At 44.5% G+C, this 19,316-nt stretch carries 21 protein-coding genes, 1 other RNA gene and 1 pseudogene; 12 read left to right on the top strand and 11 right to left on the bottom strand.

The window, feature by feature from the left end; all coding sequences use genetic code 11:
- Positions 1-21 precede the first annotated feature (21 nt).
- Both LZG74_RS26405 and LZG74_RS17775 read left to right on the top strand, forming a co-directional pair.
- Positions 22-267 (top strand): annotated as a pseudogene (locus tag LZG74_RS26405) (TlpA family protein disulfide reductase); the annotation flags it as partial.
- Between the two features lie 170 nt (positions 268-437).
- Positions 438-884 (top strand): thioredoxin family protein, encoded by a 447-nt coding sequence (locus tag LZG74_RS17775; RefSeq protein WP_310589373.1) that lies wholly within the window; start codon positions 438-440, stop codon positions 882-884.
- A gap of 38 nt (positions 885-922) precedes the next feature.
- Here the strand turns inward: LZG74_RS17775 and LZG74_RS17770 are convergent, their stop codons facing one another.
- Positions 923-1,252: a YnfA family protein gene (locus LZG74_RS17770; RefSeq protein WP_233797875.1), complete on the bottom strand. Its 330-nt coding sequence runs from the start codon at positions 1,250-1,252 to the stop codon at positions 923-925.
- 187 nt (positions 1,253-1,439) lie between these two features.
- Between LZG74_RS17770 and LZG74_RS17765 the strand changes: the two genes are divergently transcribed.
- Positions 1,440-1,859 (top strand): MerR family transcriptional regulator, encoded by a 420-nt coding sequence (locus LZG74_RS17765; protein ID WP_233797874.1) that lies wholly within the window; start codon positions 1,440-1,442, stop codon positions 1,857-1,859.
- Between the two features lie 254 nt (positions 1,860-2,113).
- Positions 2,114-2,296, top strand: coding sequence for a hypothetical protein (locus LZG74_RS17760; RefSeq protein WP_233797873.1), 183 nt, complete (start codon positions 2,114-2,116; stop codon positions 2,294-2,296).
- 80 nt (positions 2,297-2,376) lie between these two features.
- Here the strand turns inward: LZG74_RS17760 and LZG74_RS17755 are convergent, their stop codons facing one another.
- Positions 2,377-2,652 (bottom strand): hypothetical protein, encoded by a 276-nt coding sequence (locus tag LZG74_RS17755; protein WP_233797872.1) that lies wholly within the window; start codon positions 2,650-2,652, stop codon positions 2,377-2,379.
- A gap of 181 nt (positions 2,653-2,833) precedes the next feature.
- Here LZG74_RS17755 and LZG74_RS17750 point away from each other — a divergent pair, with 181 nt between their 5' ends.
- The 3 genes from LZG74_RS17750 (at position 2,834) to LZG74_RS17740 (ending at position 5,607) form a co-directional block, all read left to right on the top strand.
- Positions 2,834-3,256, top strand: coding sequence for a helix-turn-helix transcriptional regulator (locus tag LZG74_RS17750; protein ID WP_233797871.1), 423 nt, complete (start codon positions 2,834-2,836; stop codon positions 3,254-3,256).
- A 121-nt stretch (positions 3,257-3,377) separates the two neighbouring features.
- On the top strand, positions 3,378-3,776 hold the full coding sequence (locus LZG74_RS17745; protein ID WP_233797870.1) for a restriction endonuclease: 399 nt from the start codon (positions 3,378-3,380) through the stop codon (positions 3,774-3,776).
- A 16-nt stretch (positions 3,777-3,792) separates the two neighbouring features.
- Positions 3,793-5,607 (top strand): hypothetical protein, encoded by a 1,815-nt coding sequence (locus LZG74_RS17740; protein ID WP_233797869.1) that lies wholly within the window; start codon positions 3,793-3,795, stop codon positions 5,605-5,607.
- A gap of 39 nt (positions 5,608-5,646) precedes the next feature.
- Here LZG74_RS17740 and LZG74_RS17735 read toward each other — a convergent pair whose 3' ends face one another.
- The 4 genes from LZG74_RS17735 to LZG74_RS17720 all read right to left on the bottom strand — a co-directional run bounded on the left by LZG74_RS17735 (position 5,647) and on the right by LZG74_RS17720 (position 7,252).
- Positions 5,647-6,132 (bottom strand): hypothetical protein, encoded by a 486-nt coding sequence (locus tag LZG74_RS17735; RefSeq protein ID WP_233797868.1) that lies wholly within the window; start codon positions 6,130-6,132, stop codon positions 5,647-5,649.
- Between the two features lie 11 nt (positions 6,133-6,143).
- Positions 6,144-6,521 carry a hypothetical protein gene (locus LZG74_RS17730; protein WP_233797867.1) on the bottom strand — a complete coding sequence of 126 codons (378 nt, stop codon included), beginning with the start codon at positions 6,519-6,521 and terminating at the stop codon, positions 6,144-6,146.
- Positions 6,522-6,740: 219 nt separating this feature from the next.
- A complete protein-coding gene (locus LZG74_RS17725) occupies positions 6,741-7,010 on the bottom strand; it encodes a JAB domain-containing protein (protein WP_233797866.1) in 270 nt (89 codons plus the stop codon).
- 11 nt (positions 7,011-7,021) lie between these two features.
- Positions 7,022-7,252, bottom strand: coding sequence for a hypothetical protein (locus tag LZG74_RS17720; protein WP_233797865.1), 231 nt, complete (start codon positions 7,250-7,252; stop codon positions 7,022-7,024).
- 94 nt (positions 7,253-7,346) lie between these two features.
- Between LZG74_RS17720 and LZG74_RS17715 the strand changes: the two genes are divergently transcribed.
- The 3 genes from LZG74_RS17715 (at position 7,347) to LZG74_RS17705 (ending at position 8,293) form a co-directional block, all read left to right on the top strand.
- Positions 7,347-7,559: a hypothetical protein gene (locus LZG74_RS17715; RefSeq protein ID WP_233797864.1), complete on the top strand. Its 213-nt coding sequence runs from the start codon at positions 7,347-7,349 to the stop codon at positions 7,557-7,559.
- A gap of 66 nt (positions 7,560-7,625) precedes the next feature.
- Complete coding sequence (locus LZG74_RS17710; RefSeq protein ID WP_233797863.1) at positions 7,626-7,826, top strand: hypothetical protein; 201 nt, start codon at positions 7,626-7,628, stop codon at positions 7,824-7,826.
- Between the two features lie 38 nt (positions 7,827-7,864).
- Complete coding sequence (locus LZG74_RS17705; protein ID WP_233797862.1) at positions 7,865-8,293, top strand: DNA glycosylase AlkZ-like family protein; 429 nt, start codon at positions 7,865-7,867, stop codon at positions 8,291-8,293.
- A gap of 91 nt (positions 8,294-8,384) precedes the next feature.
- Here LZG74_RS17705 and ssrA read toward each other — a convergent pair.
- Positions 8,385-8,756, bottom strand: a transfer-messenger RNA (tmRNA) gene (gene ssrA / locus LZG74_RS17700).
- Positions 8,757-8,941: 185 nt separating this feature from the next.
- Positions 8,942-11,248 carry a TonB-dependent receptor gene (locus tag LZG74_RS17695; RefSeq protein ID WP_233797861.1) on the bottom strand — a complete coding sequence of 769 codons (2,307 nt, stop codon included), beginning with the start codon at positions 11,246-11,248 and terminating at the stop codon, positions 8,942-8,944.
- 156 nt (positions 11,249-11,404) lie between these two features.
- Between LZG74_RS17695 and LZG74_RS17690 the strand changes: the two genes are divergently transcribed.
- Positions 11,405-11,842 (top strand): PepSY-like domain-containing protein, encoded by a 438-nt coding sequence (locus LZG74_RS17690; RefSeq protein WP_233797860.1) that lies wholly within the window; start codon positions 11,405-11,407, stop codon positions 11,840-11,842.
- Positions 11,843-11,919: 77 nt separating this feature from the next.
- Here LZG74_RS17690 and LZG74_RS17685 read toward each other — a convergent pair whose 3' ends face one another.
- Both LZG74_RS17685 and LZG74_RS17680 read right to left on the bottom strand, forming a co-directional pair.
- Positions 11,920-13,683, bottom strand: coding sequence for a RagB/SusD family nutrient uptake outer membrane protein (locus LZG74_RS17685; protein ID WP_233797859.1), 1,764 nt, complete (start codon positions 13,681-13,683; stop codon positions 11,920-11,922).
- Positions 13,684-13,717: 34 nt separating this feature from the next.
- Positions 13,718-16,954, bottom strand: a complete 3,237-nt coding sequence (locus LZG74_RS17680; protein ID WP_233797858.1) for a TonB-dependent receptor — start codon at positions 16,952-16,954, stop codon at positions 13,718-13,720.
- A gap of 376 nt (positions 16,955-17,330) precedes the next feature.
- Here LZG74_RS17680 and hemF point away from each other — a divergent pair, with 376 nt between their 5' ends.
- A complete protein-coding gene (hemF, locus tag LZG74_RS17675; protein ID WP_233797857.1) occupies positions 17,331-18,248 on the top strand; it encodes an oxygen-dependent coproporphyrinogen oxidase in 918 nt (305 codons plus the stop codon).
- Here hemF and LZG74_RS17670 read toward each other — a convergent pair.
- Positions 18,219-19,301 carry an o-succinylbenzoate synthase gene (locus LZG74_RS17670; protein WP_233797856.1) on the bottom strand — a complete coding sequence of 361 codons (1,083 nt, stop codon included), beginning with the start codon at positions 19,299-19,301 and terminating at the stop codon, positions 18,219-18,221. The genes hemF and LZG74_RS17670 overlap by 30 nt on opposite strands.
- Between the last annotated feature and the right edge of the window lie 15 nt (positions 19,302-19,316).

The following is a 19,316-nucleotide window of genomic DNA, read 5'->3' as shown; positions in this document are numbered from 1 at the left end:
CTTTATCTGAAATTCAATCTTATGAAGTCCGCAGCGTACGACATGATTTCACAATCATTCAAAATTCCGTTTATGGTTTCTAATCGTAACTGGCTGTTTCTCCTGTTATTTATTATGATAGGAAAAAACAGCTATTCGCAGCAAATAAGAATCATCAAATATCCGGAGCTTCAACAGATCCTGGATCAAACAAGTGATTCCATCCTTGTTGTCAATTTCTGGGCAACCTGGTGTGCTCCCTGTGTGGCTGAGATACCGCATTTTGAAAAGGTGAGCACTAAATATTCCTCAAAAAAGGTGAAAGTCATCCTGGTGAGTCTGGACGCATTTACATATGAGCCTGGCTATCAGGTTGGAGACAAGGCCATGAGTTTTTCATTGAAGAATGTCAACGGCAAAATCATCTCCCTCGATGAGGACAAAAGCGCAAAAGGTACATTGTCGTTTTTACCTGCAATACTTGCCCTGTTGCGCAAGCCTACGAACAACGGGTGGTTGATCTTAATACGCAATTTGCGCCAAAAGGCTATCCTGTCATTGCCATCAATGCCAATGATGCACAACTCTCACCAGGTGACAGTTATGATGAAATGAAAAAAAGGTCCAGCGAGAAAAAGTACGCTTTCCCTTATCTGATTGATGAAACCCAAGAAGTGGCTAAAACATACGGTGCTAAGCACACTCCAACTGTTTTTGTTGTCCAGCGGCAGGAAAGTGATTTCATCATCAAGTACATCGGGGCAATTGACAATAACGCCCAAGATGGAGAACAGGCGAGTCAAAAGTACGTTCAGAACGCAGTGAACGCATTATTGGCTGATAAGCCCGTAGCCATTCCGACGGCGAAAGCAATCGGTTGTGGTATCAAGTGGAAAAAGGCATAAACGAGGGCGCCCCGATGATGGGGCGCTTTTTTCTAACACTATTGCCGGGGAGCATAGTAAATAATGCAAACGCCAATCAACGCGATTGCAGCTCCGATCAGATCATATTTGTCTGGTCTGAAACCGTCAACCTGCCAGGCCCAGATAAGTGCCATTACAATAAAAATGCCGCCATATGTGGCATATACCCTGCCAAAGCCAGCCGGTTGAAATGTAGCTACGACGCCATACATGGCTAAAATGATTCCGCCCAAAATTCCAAACCAAAGCGGCTTATCCTCTTTCAGCCATAGCCAAACCATGTAGCCGCCTCCAATTTCACAGAGTCCGGCCAAAATGAAAACCAATAGAGACTTTAAAACAACCATCTTGAATTAGTTAGCAGAAGCTTGACCTGCTCCGCACGGTTTAGATTTACAATTACAGTCTGTCGAGCAGGCAAAGATACCTAACCCAGCTATCCAAATTCTCGTTCTATTCTTCATAAGAGTTTTTAAATTGTAAAACTAAACCGTAGAGTATAGTCCACTGTCAAGAATCTAAGTCAAAAAATATATGCTGATTGGAGAATTATCGAAGCAAACCGGTTTATCCCGCGACACAATACGCTTTTACGAAAAGCAGGGACTAATTGCCGTAGGTCGAAAAGAGAGACGTTTCAATAACTACAAAGAATACTCCGAAGGAACAGGTGAAAGATTATTTCAGATCAAACGAATTAAAAGCTTTGGTTTCACGCTAAACGAAACGGCAGACTTTTTAACGATGATCGAAAATAAGGAGGCTTCCTGCGGTAATGTTTCGGCGAAGATTTCTGAAAAGGTAAGTCTGATCGATCAAAAAATCATGCAGCTCATCGAACTCAGGACTCTAATGCAGTCAGGCGTACAAAATTGCCTGACCTGCTGCACGCCGGAAGACGACCGTGAAAATTGCCCTATGCTCACGACCGACCTTATATCTGAAAGAATGTAGGCCTTTTGAGGACGCTGTGATATAAACCAGATGTCTTTCCGTTTACCCATTAATCAATTCATTACTTCCATCAGACCAACCGAACAAGAGAAGATCACCATTCCTGTCAAGCTTGCTGAGCAGCAGGTTCAATTTCGATTCAGGAATGCACAGCGCCGGCTGCCGGCTTTTGCTTTACCGGAGAGTCTTCGAGGTATTGGCGGAAGGAACTGGCGCAGGTTCTTGAAATGTACGGAGGCATTGCACTCGACTCAGTGACAGCAAAGCTTCATTACCTGGTGATATGCGACGTGCGGAACCCTGCCTGGGCATTTGAAATGTACGGGCGAAAGGCGGAGATGGCCATGAATATGAAAAAGAAAGGCGCCGGGCCGGAAGTGGTTTTTGAGGAGGATTTGTTTGCCGCGCTGAATGTGTTCGGATTTTCTCATTCCTGAACACCAAATGCATTGAAAATCAATTGCATCAAAATCAAGAAAGGCAACCAGCTTTGAGCTGATTGCCTTTCTTTAATCTGTCAAGGCTTCATCTTCCCAACATCCTGAAAGAAAAACACCAGCTGTTTGAAAGAAACAAACCTGTTGTGACCTCTCGGATCATAACCGGCTTCCTGGCTGAAAAAGGTGAAGCCCGTATACATATCCCAAAGGTCTTCGATCCAAGTCTCGGCGTCACTTTGGCTGAGAAGATCTTTAACTTTCCGGCCGTAGGCGCGATAGAGACGGTCGGCCGACTCCGAGTCTTCGGAATCAATGTCTGAGTGTGGACTATGCGTCAGCAGTTGTGTGTCCATTTTGTTAATGTTAAAAGTGTGGTAAAAATCTTGCATTTACGTTCTTTGCAAAACACTCACTCTTGCGGACAGTACGCAACACCATCGCCGCGGTAACATACATTACAATGCATGTAAGATATCCGAGCAGTTCCCGGGAGATTTATATAAATTGCTTTTTTTAACCAAACACCCTTTCCACATGGCACATACTACCTCCAATCCGAAGATTCACGAAGGCCGTAACTTGAAGAGATTCAGAGAAATGATGTCGGTGAAGCAGGACGCGCTCGCGTTTGAGCTAGGCGAAGACTGGAACCAGCAAAAAGTCTCTCTACTGGAACAAAGAGAAAAGATCGATTCTGATATTTTGGAGCAAGTTGCGGCGATTTTGAAAATACCGGCTGAGGCGATTCGGAATTTTGATGAACAACAGGCTATCAACATAATATCAAATAACACTTTCGATAATTGTGTTCAACCAGCCTCGGTTTTTAATAACTCTACAATCCACCCAATCGACAAAATGATTCAGCTTCATGAGGAGAAGATTGCTTTATATGAGCGGATGTTGAAGGAGAAGGACGAGATGATGGGGCGGTTAGAGCGGTTGATTGGAAAATAGTAAAAAATAGATAATCTCGATACGCCCCTGTCACCAGCGTAGCCGATCGGCAGTAAAATTCGCATCGAGATAACTTCTACAATTCAGAGCGATTTGTTCCCCTTACTGAAGATAAATACTCGTGGCAGATTTTGATTTTTCCACATTAAATAGTTCAGATCTCGAGAAGTTAGTGGGAGATCTCTTGAATGCTAAGCATCGAGCGCTTGGAGATCATATTGAATTCAAAACATTTAAGGATGGGAAGGACAAAGGAATCGATCTCTTATACTCCACAAAAGACTCCGAATATGAAATTGTGGGACAAGTAAAACATTACTACAGGTCCGGATATAAAGCCTTAGCAACACATTTAAAAAAAACCGAAGCGGAAAAGGTGAACCGTCTGAGGCCGAAAAAATATCTATTTGCAACTTCCGTCGATCTAAGTGTCGCCAATACAGAAGAAATTCGTGACATTTTCCATCCATATCTGAATAGTGCTGATATTCTCGGGAAAGCCCAAATCAACGCTCCTTGACTCTCACCCAGAAGTATTGACTAATCATTTTAAGCTTTGGTTTTCTGGTGCTGCTGTTTTACAAAAATTGCTTCACTACCATATCGTGGGGCGCTCGCAAGAATTCATTGAAGAGGATTTAAAAAGAAAGCTACGGCTCTATGTCGAGACGCCGTCCCTAGAAAAAGCCCGGCAACAACTTGCCGACCACAATTTTGTTGTAATAACTGGAGAGCCCGGTACAGGAAAGACAACGACAGCCGAATTATTGCTTTATGACCTTATTAAAGACGATTATAACCTTGTTTATATTTATGATGACATCAAAGAGATCGAGGCAGTCATTCGAGAAAACAAAAAACAAGTTTTCTATTTTGACGATTTCCTTGGACACAACATCGAGGAAATAAATAAGTCACGCGGCGCTGAAAGTGCGCTCGAACACGTAGTCAAAACTATTACGAGAAATGAAAATAAAAAATTAATATTAACTACCCGCACTTTTATACTCAACTCCGCATTAGAAGCATCCGAACGATTGCGACGATCACGTCTTAAGGATGGTGAAAGTGTCGTTGAACTTGCCGACTACACTTTTGAGCAAAAGGATCGTTTATTGTCTAACCATATTGAAGAAAGCGAGATAAGCGATGAATTAAAGGCCGTTTTGAACGAAGAGAATGTTAAAGATTTCATTATAAAGCACGACAACTTCACACCTAGATCGGTAGAGTTTATCACTACAATTGATCGAGTTGAAAGTTTTGCGCCTGAGGAATATCGAAATTTCGTAAAAGACAATTTCAATTTTCCAGATGAAATTTGGCGGCACTCATATGAGCAACAAATCTCAAATTTTGATAGGATTTTTTTGAACACGATGCTAAGCTTTGGTGATAGTGTTGACATCCAGATCTTAGAAAGAGCTTTTAATTCCCGCCTTAGGCTGGAACAACAGTTAGGTACAGCTGTACCTGCAACTAATGTTTTTGTACAATCGTTTAGGCATCTCAACGAAGGTTTCATTGTTCGAGAATTTCAGGATGACGAGAATTTTTTTAAGTTTATTAATCCATCACTCGTCGATTTCCTGTTGAAATATATTGAAGGTAATGTGCCAGAGTTTGAAAAAATACTGTTGTCATCTGTCCATTTATCCCAAATTACTAGCAGATTTTTACCAGTAGGATGGGTTCGAGAAAACGTACAAGAAACCACATCTATTATTCGTGACCGGCTTATTAAACAATCGGAATTTTACATATATGAAAACACGAAGCAACTGGATTTATTAGTGTATGCAATGCTACTCGCAATGTACTATAATGATGATGAAGCAATAAATAATGCTTCTGATGCACTTCGCAAAGTCGAGGACTGGTCTCATTTAGATGATGACGAAAAGATTTTAAATGATTTTAGATTCTTTTTGATAATAGTTGATAAGGAGGAGGTGGTAAATTCACTTAAAAGCTCAGTCGAAAAAATCGCAGAGCAATTGCTGGCCAATCAATTTGAAATAGATGAAACTATCGGTGAAATTAAATTGCTAATATCAAAATATGATTTACCAGTGCCCCTACCTTTTAATGAAGAAATCATCGACTTAATATCGGATCTAAATGAATCTTTGCTAAATGATAAAATTGAGAATTATATCGAGGAATGCCTTACATATACCTCACCTATGTCATTTATTGAAGAATTTGAAGTCGAAGCAGATGCAATTCAGAGCTATCTTAACGACGTTGGTTTAAACATCAATGCAAACTTCTCGCAGCTCGGAGACCATGATTGGCAGTCGATTGGAGCTGAAAATTATTTTAGGGAGCAGATGGAAAAAGACGATTAAGTTACATTGTTAATTAAAATCAAGTAGCAGTTCATAACGTTACTCATACCAGCTGTCTGTATCGACTTCAAGTTCATCAATTTCGATTTCAAAATCTTCGGGAATTTTGTAAGCTGATATTCGAACAGTACCTTTAAATGGAAACGTGCTGTTAATTGTGGCTCCTTCGCCACTTGCACGATCTGAACTTGATCCATAATCCTGTACAACCTCTAAATATCCCTTAATTGACACCACTATACTGTTGCTATCAATCTGCACCAAATTGCACTCCTCAACTTCTGAATGCTCGATATAATGATGTGTAGAGAGAATATCGATGTTATTAAACGTCTCCTGTGATATGTAGCCGTATACTCTTGACGTAATTCCGGATTCGACTTCTTCTTGAACGCTATCCCTACACTCTTCGATTTTATTTAACAATTCAATGAAAGACTCAACAACATTCGTTATTAATTCATCAATCTCAGGTTCTTGGACATTAAAGGTTTCTTCTTCAACGTGTGTATACTTGCTTCGCAACGATATTGAATCTAGAAGATCAGATATACGCTGAGGATTTCAAGATCCATTCTATCAACAAAATCTGGGTTAAGGCCTCCATAAATAATGTATTGAATTCTTTGCTTCCTGGTTATCTTAGCTTGACCTTTTTCTTTTGGCTCAACATACCACGTACAAGACATTACATCAGAATCCGGAGCGCGAGAGTGGAGTATATGCCGAGAAAGCTCACGCATTGAAAATGCAAAATTATTGAACCTCAGCTTATTTGAATGGTCAAATAGATTATCAAGACTAGCTTTAAGTAATTCTCTTTGAAAATCAGAACTAAGTAAGCCTTCAAGGTTGTTGAATAACAAGGCCTTTTTTGCAGAATTTGACATTAGCTTAAACTGTTTAAATTTCATGCATTTACATGATTTATTTAGAAAATGGTCTCATCGAAAGGTTCAAGCATAGGGATGCTCAATTAAAATCCCTGTTTTGGGATCGGCCGGAAGACAACCAAAAACTGATGAACTATTGTCAAGCCGGCCGAAAGAATTTGTCAATCAGTCAAAAAGGAATTAGTTCTCGCTAAATGAAGCCTTGCTTGCTAAGGAATGCTCATAGCGAGATTCCTTAGTTCACATGAGGCACTCATCCGTAAACGAGCAGAACCCTTCGGCGCTCACAATCAAATGATCCAAAACCCGGATATTCAGTAACTCACCAGCCTTTCTCATATTCTCAGTAATGTATTTATCAGCATCACTTGGCGCGAGCTGCCCAGAGGGATGATTGTGAGCTAAGATAATCCCTGTTGCATTGGCTTTCAAAGCAGCTGCAAAATCGATCCTTACATCAGCACTTGCTCCTGAAATCCCGCCTTTGGATACTTCAAAAATACCTAGCACGCTGGCATTGTTCAATAGCAGTATCTTGAACTCTTCAATAATTCAAGACGATTAGGATTCCAGCTTTGAATCAGCACCTTGTATGCATATTTGGACGATTCAATTTTAGCACGCTGACTTGCTTGTACATTGGTTTTGTAGATCAGCTCAATTTCTGCTACCTGATACAAGTTTGAGACATTCGCGAAGCTTTCCATAATTACCTTGATTGGGATAGTATTGAATGAACTATGGCGCTTCATTCTGGCACCAGGTAAGCAAGTAATGAAGCAACGGAATAGATAGCTGAAATCTTAGATATGAATTTCCGGCAGTTATTCTGAAATTGACGGGACTATGGAATCTCTTGTTCTAACCATACCACAGGTAAGGAAAATTATCCTGGAAGCAGCCGGACTTGCCCGCAAAGCGCAATTCGGGACTGGAATCGAAGCTGTTTACCGGATCATTGACCATTTGGGGTTTGTCCAACTGGATACTAATTACGTGGTTGAGCGGGCGCATCATCATGTGATGGCTGCCCGTATCCCCGATTATCAAACAGAATAGCTGGCCGAACTCTGCGAAGATGGAAGCATTTTTGAATATTTCACGTCAGACTCTGGTTTTCTTCCCATGCATGATTTCCGCTTTACGCTGCCGATTAAAAAGGCATTCAAAGCGCAGCGTAAACAACTTACACAGGCAGAGACAAACCTGATGAAACAGATTCTGGACCGGGCTGAACGCGAGGAGTCGCTCACGGTAGGTGATTTTGAAAACGATCGCGTAGAAGCTAGCTCCGGCTGGTGGGACTGGCGCTTGCGGGCGAGTTGAAAACAATTACCGTTGAAGGCTTAAAAGGTCCTCTTTATATGTTGCCCGATCAAAAGGTCGATATAGATTTATCAGACGAGGTTTTTATCCTTTCCCCATTTGATATTCTGAATGTATTTCGTCACCGGTTGAAAGATTTTTTTGATTTCGATTACCAGATCGAATGCTTTGTGCCGGCAGCCAAACGCCAGTATGGCTACTTTTCTTTACCAATTCTCTACGGCGACAAGTTTATTGCAAGAATGGACGCAAAAGCAGACCGAAAAGCGAAAGTACTGATCGTCCATAACATTCATTTTGAGCCGGTAGATATCAGCGAAACCATAATCGAAAAGTTGACCCGAGCGCTGAATGCATTTGTCCGGTTTAATAAATGTGATGATATTATTTTCAAGAAATCCAACAACGATTCTTATCTGGAAACGATCAGGGCGTCTATTTCTCTATTGTATTTCCGGAAATTTTAGCACGCTGACTTGCCTGCACATTGGATTTGTAGATCAGCGAACAAGCAATTAGTGGAATAAAAAATGCCGCCCGGAGATCCGAAACGGCATTTTGTGGAGATGCGGGGAGTCGAACCCCGGTCCAGAACAGGGAAACCCTGCGCCTTCTACATGCTTATCCTCGATTAGATTGTCGGGCCAGACAAGGTTCGCGGCGGACCCGCGTCATGACCTTAGATACTGGTGTCTCGTTGAATTTCCGTACCACTATTTCAACCAGCGCTGATTTGCGACACCCCGGAGCCCAACCATCAGCACGTAGGTTGGAGGGATGATGGCATTAGCTAAATCCTCCGGATTAGGCTGCCATGGCGTAAGTAGATTCGCCAGTTATTGTTTGAGACCATTATTTACGGGAGGTAATCTCAACTCCCGACATGCTTACACACAGACTTCCAACCCGCTGTCAATTCCAGTCACCCCCATTTGTTTGACTTCGCCAAAGAACCAGGTTGCAGTTCAATTGCATTGCTAGTTACACATTTTATAGCCCAAAAGTTCGCCAGGTTAAAGAGGTTTTCTTCAAATGACTGGAAGTAAATGGTTTAGATAGGAAAAAAGTTTGGTCATTCAGAAGTCAGTGGTTGTCTTGTCGTTGGTTGTTATAAACTAGAATTCCCATCGGTAGCTTAGGACAGGGATTAGGCCTAGTTGGGTTTGGGTAATGATTTCTTTCTTTAATGTGTCGTAGAACTTGAATGCCTGATTCTTGGTGCCGGAGACGTTTTGGAGGTCGAGGGCGAGGGTGCGGCTGTATTTTGCGTTGCTCTTTTTCCAGTAAATTCTCAGGTCCGGACGAAAGTAATCTTTCATTTTATACGAAAAATCTTCGTTTTGCAAATATACGGTCTGCTGAAATTCCCGCGAGGCGGCGAGGTTGATCGGTGTGTCGCGGAAGCCGCCTAGCCAAAGAATTTTAGCATTCACACCCCAGGTGCTCCGGTCGCCGGATTTGAACTCTTTGCCACCCGTGAAGCTGAATGTGTGCCTTCCATTGAACCGGCTATCGCGTCTCACGCCATCTTTGGCTACATATGTTGCGTCGTAGAGTGAGCCAGACAGCAACATATAATAATTGTCGGTCAGCAACTTTTGATATGAAACTTCCACGCCATAATTACGACCGGTCCCATCATTTTCCAGCCGCTTTGTGACATCGTTTTCAATAAGATTATTCGCAGAAAAATGATCTTCTTCATAAACTGCAATGGGAATGTTAAAATGTTCCTGCCAGTATGCTTCTACTTTTAAGCTCGCATTTTTAGCAAAACTCCTTTGATAACCTAACACGAAATGATGTGACTTTGATGGTGTTAAACCTGGATTCCCCCACGCATCGGTTGTTGAATAGGCTGCAAGATAGGTTTGCGGCTGTTGCATCTGACTGTGAAGGCCGTAGGAAAAATTGAACTGTTCCTTCTCTTTAACCTGCCATTTCAATGATGCCCGCGGTTCCACAGAAATGTTGGTTTTCGATAAAGGCAAATCCAGTTTGCTTATCAGTGAATGCAGACCAATTTCGGTCGTCACGCTGCTGGTGATCTGGTAATTCCAGGATGCAAAAGGCTGGACGATGTAACTGCCTACCCCGCCGTAATAGCGCGTCAAAATGTCTTTCTGCCAAGTGAGATAACCACCGGCGCGCATTCGGCTTCTCGTCCCGAACCTGGCATTTAAAATAGAACTGACCGAAAACATTCGTTTCTTGATCAAATCTTCGCCATTGCCGTCGGCTGGTGTGGATGGCGTATTGAAAACAGGCGCCGCGTCCCGGGACGTGCGCAAGCCCGAAGCCGCAACCACTGTCCTGAGCGACGCATTCCTACCCAGCGGCAGGTCATTGGTGACACCTATTGCACCCATTTTGTTTTTATAAATGATGTTATAGCCATCCTTTTGCGTTTCCCAGGTTGTGCTGTCGCCCTCGGATTTGAAATCATTGCTGCTTACACCGCCCATGCCAAACAATGTGAATGTACCAGCTTTCACAGTGGGAAGATTAACGTGGAACGATAAATCCTGGAACCGGATGTCCTCGCCGCCAAACTTCACGCCCAACGCGCCAAGCAATCCTGTGAACGAGTAGCGGTAATTAACGAGATAGGATGCTTTTGATTTCTTGGAAAATGGGCCTTCGGCTGCAAAATCGAGCCCTAGTAAGCTGGCCTGGGCGGTGAATTCGGTTTTCTGATCATTCCCGTTTCGCAAATGCATGTCCAGGATGCCGCCGTTGACATTGCCGTATTGAGCTGGAAATGGTCCTGAAAGAAATTGAGATGTGCCCAAAAGCTGCGTACTCAGAATGTTCACACCGCCGCCGGTCGATGTGGGCCGGTCGCTGAATGTGCCTGCGTTTGACAAATGGTTCGGGTTGACGATCTCTACACCTTCGAGCCGCCATTGCATGCTGTTGGGCGAGTTTCCTCTTATTACCAATCCATTCGCCTGATCATTCGCGGCTGCGACGCCCGGAAACGAAGTTGCGACCCTGGCCGGATCCATGTAAGTGGCTGCATATCTGAGTGTTTGCTCGATAGTTATTTCCTGGACGCTGTTGAATGCAACGGGCCGCGCGCCGGTGACGGTGGCTTCATTCAATTGTTTACCTGCCGGTGCGAGCCGAATCTGCTGCACATTTTCCTTGCCCGACTCCAAGAGCAGTTCGGAGATCCGGACAGTTTCATAACCTACGTAGGAAACCGAAAGCTGATAGCGGCCAGTCGGGAGGTTATCAAATCGGAATGCGCCTTGGGCGTCGGTGATGGTCCCGGTTTGTGGCGATATCAGGGCAACGGTTGCGCCTGCGAGCGGCGATTTCGTGTCAGCGTCCTGGACGGTGCCGCGGATCGTGGATGTAAAATTTTGGGCAAATCCGGCTTGGGCAAAAAACAGCAGGCAGAGTAAAATTCGGAGCATTTGAAAACGTGTCAAGTAATGTCCACAAAAATAGTTTCTTCCGGTTTACTAACTATCCTGCTTTAAAGTTTTCAAAAAATAAGCTGATCGCATAGGGGAATGACTTTGTTCAATTGTCACAGGGAAAGGTAATATTCTAATTTAACCACCAATTACATGAAAAAAGCACTCTCAATTTACTTTGTACTAATCCTTTTGGCCGTGACTGGCTGTGATAATGAGAAGGTTGTCGATGAAACCAGCTTGCCGCCGCAAGCCTCAGAATTTATCGAGGCCCACTTCCCAAATGCAAAAGTTGCCCGCGTGGTGCGCGACCGGGATGAGCTGCTCACCAACTTCGATGTGATCCTGGACAATCAGGTTGAGCTGGAATTTGATAAGCAGGGAGAATGTTTCAGTGTGGATGGCAATGCCAATGAAAAATTACCGGATAGCGTGATCCCGCTGAAAATCCTGGAATATGTTCAGAAAAACCATGCTGACAAATACATTACCGACTGGGAGAAAAACAAGACTACACAGGAAGTAAGCTTGTCGGATAACAAAGAACTTGTCTTCAATCTGAGCGGAACATTTCTTAGAATTGATGACTAAGTAATCCGATGGATGTTGAATAAAAAAGCGAGGGCGACCATTTGGCCGCCCTCGCTTTTGTTTGTTATGCACAGATCTTAGTAACCTGGGTTCTGCGTCAATGTAGGCTTACCATCCAGCTGGCTGTTCAGGATTTCATCCTGTGGCAGCGGATAGTAGTTGTTTTTCTCCGTGAAGGTTTTCCCAGCCATGTAACCTCTTTTGCTGAATGTCCGGCCAGACGGCTCTTTTCCGGGAAGCGCTTCTTCGGCTGCATATTTGTTCAGCACTTTGGCTGCAATGCCCCAGCGAACCAGGTCAAAGAAACGGTGTCCTTCCATCGCGAATTCGAGGCGTTGCTCCATGCGGACTGCGTTTCTGGCGTAGTCGGCACCTTTGCCTGCGAATGTTCCTGCTGGATAAGGCTCCACTTTGTAAGTAACCGATGCATCCTGAACAGAACCGGTTTTTGCGCGCAGACGGATTTGGTTCACATAACCTTCCGCAGCGGCCAGGTTTCCAAGTTCAACTTCACATTCAGCCAGCCACAACAATACGTGTGACAGCTTGATCATGCGGAAGTTGTTGTTCACATTACGCTTGCTTGTGGAGTGCGTTGTGCTGTTTTCCTCAGACAGGTAATACATCCATTTTTTACCTGTAAATGGTCCCGCATAAACCTGATCACGAATCCAGGCAGAACCCGGCATAGGGCCCCAATCCAGGAAGTTAACGCCGCGACGGCCAACTGTCCAGTCAAGACGAGGATCCACGGGCACTGTTTTGTCCAATGTAAATGCAGCGGAAGAAACGATTCCCTGGTCATTTGGAAGATCCACTTTGTTGTATGTATCCAAAGTACCATCGGCAGCAGTGCCAATCATTGGCAAACCATTTTCAGTTTTAAATGCATTCACAAGGTTGTGCGAAGCCTGGTAAAAACCGCAGCAGCCACGTCCCGGTGCACCTGCTGAATACGGCCAGTTGAGGTTATCCCCTGCATTACCATTGTTACCGTTTGTTCCGTCGTTTACAGAGAACTGTACTTCGAAAATAGACTCTGTGTTGTTGTTTCCGGTTGTTCTGTAATTGTCGTGATAGTTGGGCACCAATTTTTTACCAGAGTTTTTCACCACATCATCCAGCAAAGTTTTTGCCTCCGCCCATTTCTTTTGGAACAAAAGCGTTTTTGCGAGGAAAGATTTAGCAGCCCACTGTGTTGCCCTTCCTTTTTGCGCCTGAACTGCTGGCAAATTATCCGCTGCAAATTTGAAATCAGCCTCAATTTTAGGCCAAACATCTTCTGTATTAGGGACCTTGGTTGAGTTAGGATCCGCTGACACATATACAGTTTCGTCGATAAACGGAATCTTGTTCCACATTTTCTTGGCTTCAAAATGGTAGAAACCTCTTAAAAAACGTGCTTCTGCAACAACCTGAGTAATTTCAGCCTCCGTCATATCCTTTACCAAATCACTGGTAGCAATCTGGATTACTTCGTTACATCTTGCTACACCATCATATTGGTGCCACCATTTGCCCAGAAAGTAGGTGTTGTCCGAAAGCCAGTTGTACTGCTCGATGAAAGATTGTTCCGGCTGATCACCGGCATCGGTTCCTTTAACCGCGTCATCGCTGGCAATTCCACCGAATACATAGTTAGAAACGGTAGACTGACGGCCCGTATTACCGGAACCAACACCGTCAACAAGCGAGTAAGCGCCAATTAATAAGGCATTTACCCCATTCTTGTTACTGAGTTGCTCCACAGAAGCACGTCCCTGCGGTTTTAGATCGAAAAAGCTGTCAGAGCAGGAAAAGCTCAGTCCAATCAGAACGATTAATATGGTTATTTTTTTCATTGTAATAATATGAAATTTCGTGAATGTCAAAGGATTAGAAACCAAAACGCAAGCCCACCAGATATGATTTAGAAACCGGATAAGCACCTTCATCCACACCCATGTGCTTGTCTTCGTTGTTGTTACCAGATCTTCTCAGGTTAATGTCCGGATCAAGTCCTGTGTATTTAGTAAATGTGAACATGTTCTGTCCTTGCAGATAAACCTGCGCCGAGGCGATTTTCACCCTTTTCAGTAATTTGGCTGGCAAAGTGTAAGTCAGCTGAACATTTTTCACACGGAAATAAGAACCGTCTTCCAGGAAGTATGATGAAACTTGCTGGCTGGTTGCATCACCTGAGTTAAGGCGCGGCAATTTGGCGTCGTCACCTGGTTTTTTCCAGGAATTGTAAAGCATATCTTTTGATCTGTTACCCTGGAAAACGTTGAAATCCGTCCAGTATCTAACATAGTTGAAGATCTCATTACCCTGAACTCCCTGACCGAACACCGTCAAATCGAATGCTTTGTAACCAACATTCAGGTTAACACCATAGTTGAAATCCGGGTGCGGGCTGCCGATGATCGTACGGTCGGCGGCAGTAATAATGCCATCACCATTCACATCGCGGAATTTGAATGTTCCCTCACGTGTATACGAACCAAATTTAGGTGCTGCATCCGCTTCTGCCTGATCTTTGATTACGCCATCCACAAAATAACCATAGTAGCTCGCGATCGGGTAACCTGCTTTCGAAGCGGACATGGCCGGAAGACGCGTTGAGAAACCAAAGATCGTTGCATTAGGATCATTGTTCAGCTTAATCACTTCGTTTTTGTAGTGACCAAAGTTCACACCCGCTGCATAGTAGAAATCTCCTTTTTTGTCACGGAAGTTAAGACCGATGTCAAAACCTTTGTTGCTAACCTCACCAATGTTCGTGTAAGGGATCGTACCTGTTCCGGCTGTTCTCGGAATGGCGATCTGCGTTAACATATCGGTTGTTTTACGGTTGTACAAGTCGAGCACAAATTCCATTTTACCGTTCAGCAACACGGCGTCAAGACCAATGTTGGTAGAAGTGTTGGTTTCCCATTTACCATTGTTGTTACCAAACTGCACAAGGTCAAATCCACCTACGATGGAAGTTCCTGTTCCGTTGATATCGTAAGCATTGTTTTGAGGATCCGGCGCGTACAATGTGTAAGCATTGTAAACATTCGGGATCAGCTGGTTACCTGTTTTACCCCAACCGAAACGAATTTTGAGGTCATCCAGCACTTTCTTGGTAGGCTTCATGAATTCCAGCTCTGTCAAGCGCATACCCACCGAGAATGCAGGGAATATACCATAGCGGTTGGCTTCCGAGAAACGGGAAGATCCGTCGCGACGCAATGTAAAGTCAGCCAGCAAAAGCTCTTTGAAACCATAGTTGATTTTTCCAAACTGGGAGAAAAGTGCAGTTCTTTCCGCACCCGCTCCTGCATTGGCCAAACCGGACGCCGAACCTGCATCCAGGTAACGATAGTCTAGGTCATCAAATGCAAAACCACTCCTACTTGCCTGAAATCCAGCGAAATAGGTTTTAACAGCTTCTGTTCCCACCAGGAAATTGAAGTTGTGCACACCAAAGGTCTTGGCATAATTCAACGTATTGAACCAGGTGATGGAGCGGTCCAGGTTGTTGATCACGTTAAGGCTATTCGCATTTCTGGATTCTGCTGCTTCAATGTCGCGGTGGAAATATTCAGAGCGGTTTGTCTGATTGTATTCCAAACCGAAGCTGGTGCGTGCAACCAGTCCTGGCAAGATATCCACCTGCGCAAACATGTTTCCGAACACGTGCGTGCCTTTTGTAATGTTGTCCTGTTCACGATACAGACGTGCCAGCGGGTTTGGCGCATTACCCAGGTTACTGCCGCGGCTTCCTGCAAATCCATTATATGCTGAAAGGTTTGTTCCGCCCAATGCAGCAGGACCGCCTGTGATGTCAAAAACCGGAATAATCGGGTGAACGCGGATGGCAAACATGATCGGGTTACCCTCGTCATTGTTTGTGATTCCTTGTCTTTCATCATAAGAGAATGTAAGGTTCTCTCCCACAGTAATTTTACCTTTTGTAAACTCTGTGTTGGCCCGAACCGAATACCTTTTGTATTTGGTATATCTCAAAATACCGTCCTGCTTGAAATGGTTAGCAGAAATCGCATATTTAGCTGATTTTGAACCACCGCTCGCGCCGATCTGATAGTTGGAAATTGGTGCCGGATCGAATATCACGTCCTGCCAGTCTGTTCCTTCTTTGTTGGCCTTGGTAATGTTGAACGCTGTTTTACCCAGCGCCGGATCAGCAATGTCATTTGTATAAGTGTAATTGGATGGCAATTCACCGTACACGTTTGGATAAATGTAATCCGCGATGGTCTGGTTGCCGTTTTCATCAAACTTATATTGCACAGAAGGCGAAGTTGCAGAAGGGTTTTTACCAGCGCCCAGATCCGACTGATACAAATACTGCCCTAACTCTTTTGTATTCAGCAAATCCAGCATCTTACCAGGTCTTTGCGTACCTGTGTAGTAGTCGAATGTAATGCTGGGATCGCCTTGTTTTCCTTTTTTGGTCGTGATAATCACAACGCCATTCGCTGCGCGGGCACCATATATAGAAGCCGCAGAAGCATCTTTCAACACCTGCATGGATTCTATATCATTCGGGTTCAGCTGGTTAAGCGTTCCTTGTGTAGGAACGCCATCAATTACGTACAGCGGGCTGTTGTTATTGATAGACCCAAATCCGCGGATACGGACCATTGTTCCACCACCCGGAGAGTTGTCATTTCCAACCGTCACACCGGCCGCACGCCCCTGCAACATTTGCGTAACGCTTGCAGAAGGCACAGCCGTCAGTTCCTTGGTGTTGATAACCGTCACAGCCCCGGTAATGTCCTTTTTACGCTGTGCGGCGTAACCCGTTACAACAACTTCTGTGAGTGATTTCACATCGGCGCTCATGGAAATGTCAATCGAGCTTCTGTTTCCGATCTCAACTTCCTGGGTGAAATAACCGATGTAGGAAACTACAAGTGTTCCTGTTTTGGAGGGAGTGGCAAGCGTAAAACGGCCGTCAGCATCCGTCGTCGTTCCCGTTGTTGTTCCTTTTAAGAGAACGCTTACCCCGGGTAATGGCACATTTTCGGAGGCATCGGTAATGCGTCCGCTTAGCTGGTTTTGTGCCCAGACGTGCAGCACACAGAAACACAGTAAGAAAGTCAGGTAGAGATTTTTTTTCATTAACTGTTCGGGTTTGTTTAAATATTAATAAAAAAAGAAGTATTTGTAACCTACTGTCACATAACAGGCTGGGCAAAAAATGATGTCTGTGAATAAAATAGGCTATTACTGGCAAATTATAGAAAAAATCATAGATATCAAGAAATTCGCATGCGAATTAGCAACATTATCTTTCAAACGACGTTGTGAGCATTTTTTCGGTATTAAGTCACCTCTTGTTTACATTTTTATCACTATTCCGACCGAAAGTTTACTTAATCTAATTATTTCGACACAGGGTTTATGGCTCTCATGCTAAACCATGCTTGTTTTGCGGATGCGCCGGGGGACGTTTTAAGTTTTATCGTATTTTTGCCTGCTACGATAACGGTTAGGTATGAAGGTTGACGAAATAGAAGGTTTTTTTAAGGAATTACAAGACAGCATTTGCAGTGCCATTGCGGAAGCGGATGGGACAGGAAAATTCAAGGAAGACCTGTGGGAACACCACTCCGGCGGCGGTGGCAGAACGCGGCTGATCCAGCATGGCAGCGTGCTGGAAAAGGGCGGCGTTAACTTTTCCGAAGTGCAGGGCGAAGTGCATCCCCGGCTACGGCAGCAAATGAACCTGGGCGACAACGACGATTTCCACTTTACGGCCACCGGCGTTTCGATCGTCATGCACCCGTATAATCCGCACGTGCCTATTATACATATGAATGTGCGCTATTTCGAGTTAAGCAACGGCACATGCTGGTTTGGCGGAGGCATTGATTTAACACCACATTATATTAATGAAGCAGATGCCGCTTTTTTTCACAATTATCTGAAACAATCCTGCGACAAGCACCACATTGATTTTTATCCCAAATTTAAAACCTGGGCCGACGATTACTTTTTTATCCAGCACAGAAATGAAACCCGTGGCATAGGAGGCATTTTCTTCGACTATCTGAAACCCGGCGATGCGGGAAATGGAAATGGGTTGTCGAAAGAGGAGCTTTTTGCTTTTGTAAAGGAAGTCGGCAAATCGTTTGCGCCTATTTACACGACGCTTATGCAGAAACACCGCGACGAACCATTTACGGAAGCGCAAAAGCAATGGCAATTTCTGCGCCGGGGCCGCTATGTTGAGTTTAATCTGGTCTGGGACCGTGGGACAAAGTTTGGCCTCGAAACCAATGGGCGCACGGAATCCATACTAATGAGCTTGCCACCACAGGCCAATTGGGAATACAATCATGAGCCGGAAGCAGGCTCGCCGGAAGCTGCTACTTTGGAGGCGTTAAAAAAAGGGCTGAATTGGGCTTCCTGATTTGTCATAAGTAAGGTAACCATTTTGAACAACCAGCGGCGACTCGAAATTATTGGTGTAAAGCTGGCCCGTTCCCAAACCCTGCGGAAGCGGATTTTGATAGGAAGCCGTAAACTGTGCGATCGCGCTGAGGCCAATGTTGGATTCCAGTGCCGATGTGATCCACCAGCCAATGTTCAGGCGGTTTGCTATTTCGATCCATTCGGCTGTGTGCCGGAAGCCTCCGAGTAATGTGGGTTTTAAAATGATAAAAGGAGGCATCAGCTTTTTAAGCATAGCGAATTTCTCGCGGTAATCGAAAATGCCGATCAGCTCTTCGTCCAGCGCAACGGGGATGGGCGATGAGACGCACAATTCCTGCATAAGCTGATGTTGCCCCGGCTTCACCGGCTGTTCAATCGAATGCAGATCGAATTCAGCCAATCTTTTCAGCTTATCATCCACGTTATCTGCTTCGAACGCGCCGTTTGCGTCCACTCTTAATGTAATGTTCTCTTTATCAAAACGCTTGCGGATAGATTCCAGGATGCGGCACTCCTGATCAAAGTTGATCGCGCCGACTTTCATTTTTAATGTAGAAAAACCCTGCGCCAATTTGTCCTGGACCTGCTCCGACATATTTTCATAGGAACCCATCCAGATCAAGCCGTTCATAAGGATGCCGGTTTCACCTCTCGAAAAGGCATTTTTGAACTGAACCCTTTCCCCGCCGTTCATGATATCGAGCAAAGCCATTTCAATCCCAAACCGAACGGATGGCAAATGTTGCGGAATAACCTGATCGAGAATGATGCCAAGATTGAAAGGGAAAACATCCAGGTCCATGTCGTTAAAAAGATCACAAACGGCGGCTAGTTGCTGCTCGTAATCGGGCATGTCGTCGACGCTCAGTCCTGGCAGCGGGCCGCATTCGCCGTAACCTTCCACGCCTGGTTGTTCAGAATCGGTGATCTTGATGAGCCACGACGTCTTTTGTGTAAGAACCCCCCGGGAGGTGCGCGCTTCATTGCGAAAATGCAGCGTGTACGGTTTATACACAATTTTTAAAGGCATGTTTTTGAGGTGTCA

Origin of the sequence: Dyadobacter sp. CY327 (genome assembly GCF_021390415.1) — a bacterium.
GTDB lineage: Bacteria > Bacteroidota > Bacteroidia > Cytophagales > Spirosomataceae > Dyadobacter > Dyadobacter chenhuakuii.
The sequence above is the reverse complement of the archived record's forward strand: the minus strand, read 5'-3'. Positions and strand labels throughout refer to the sequence as shown.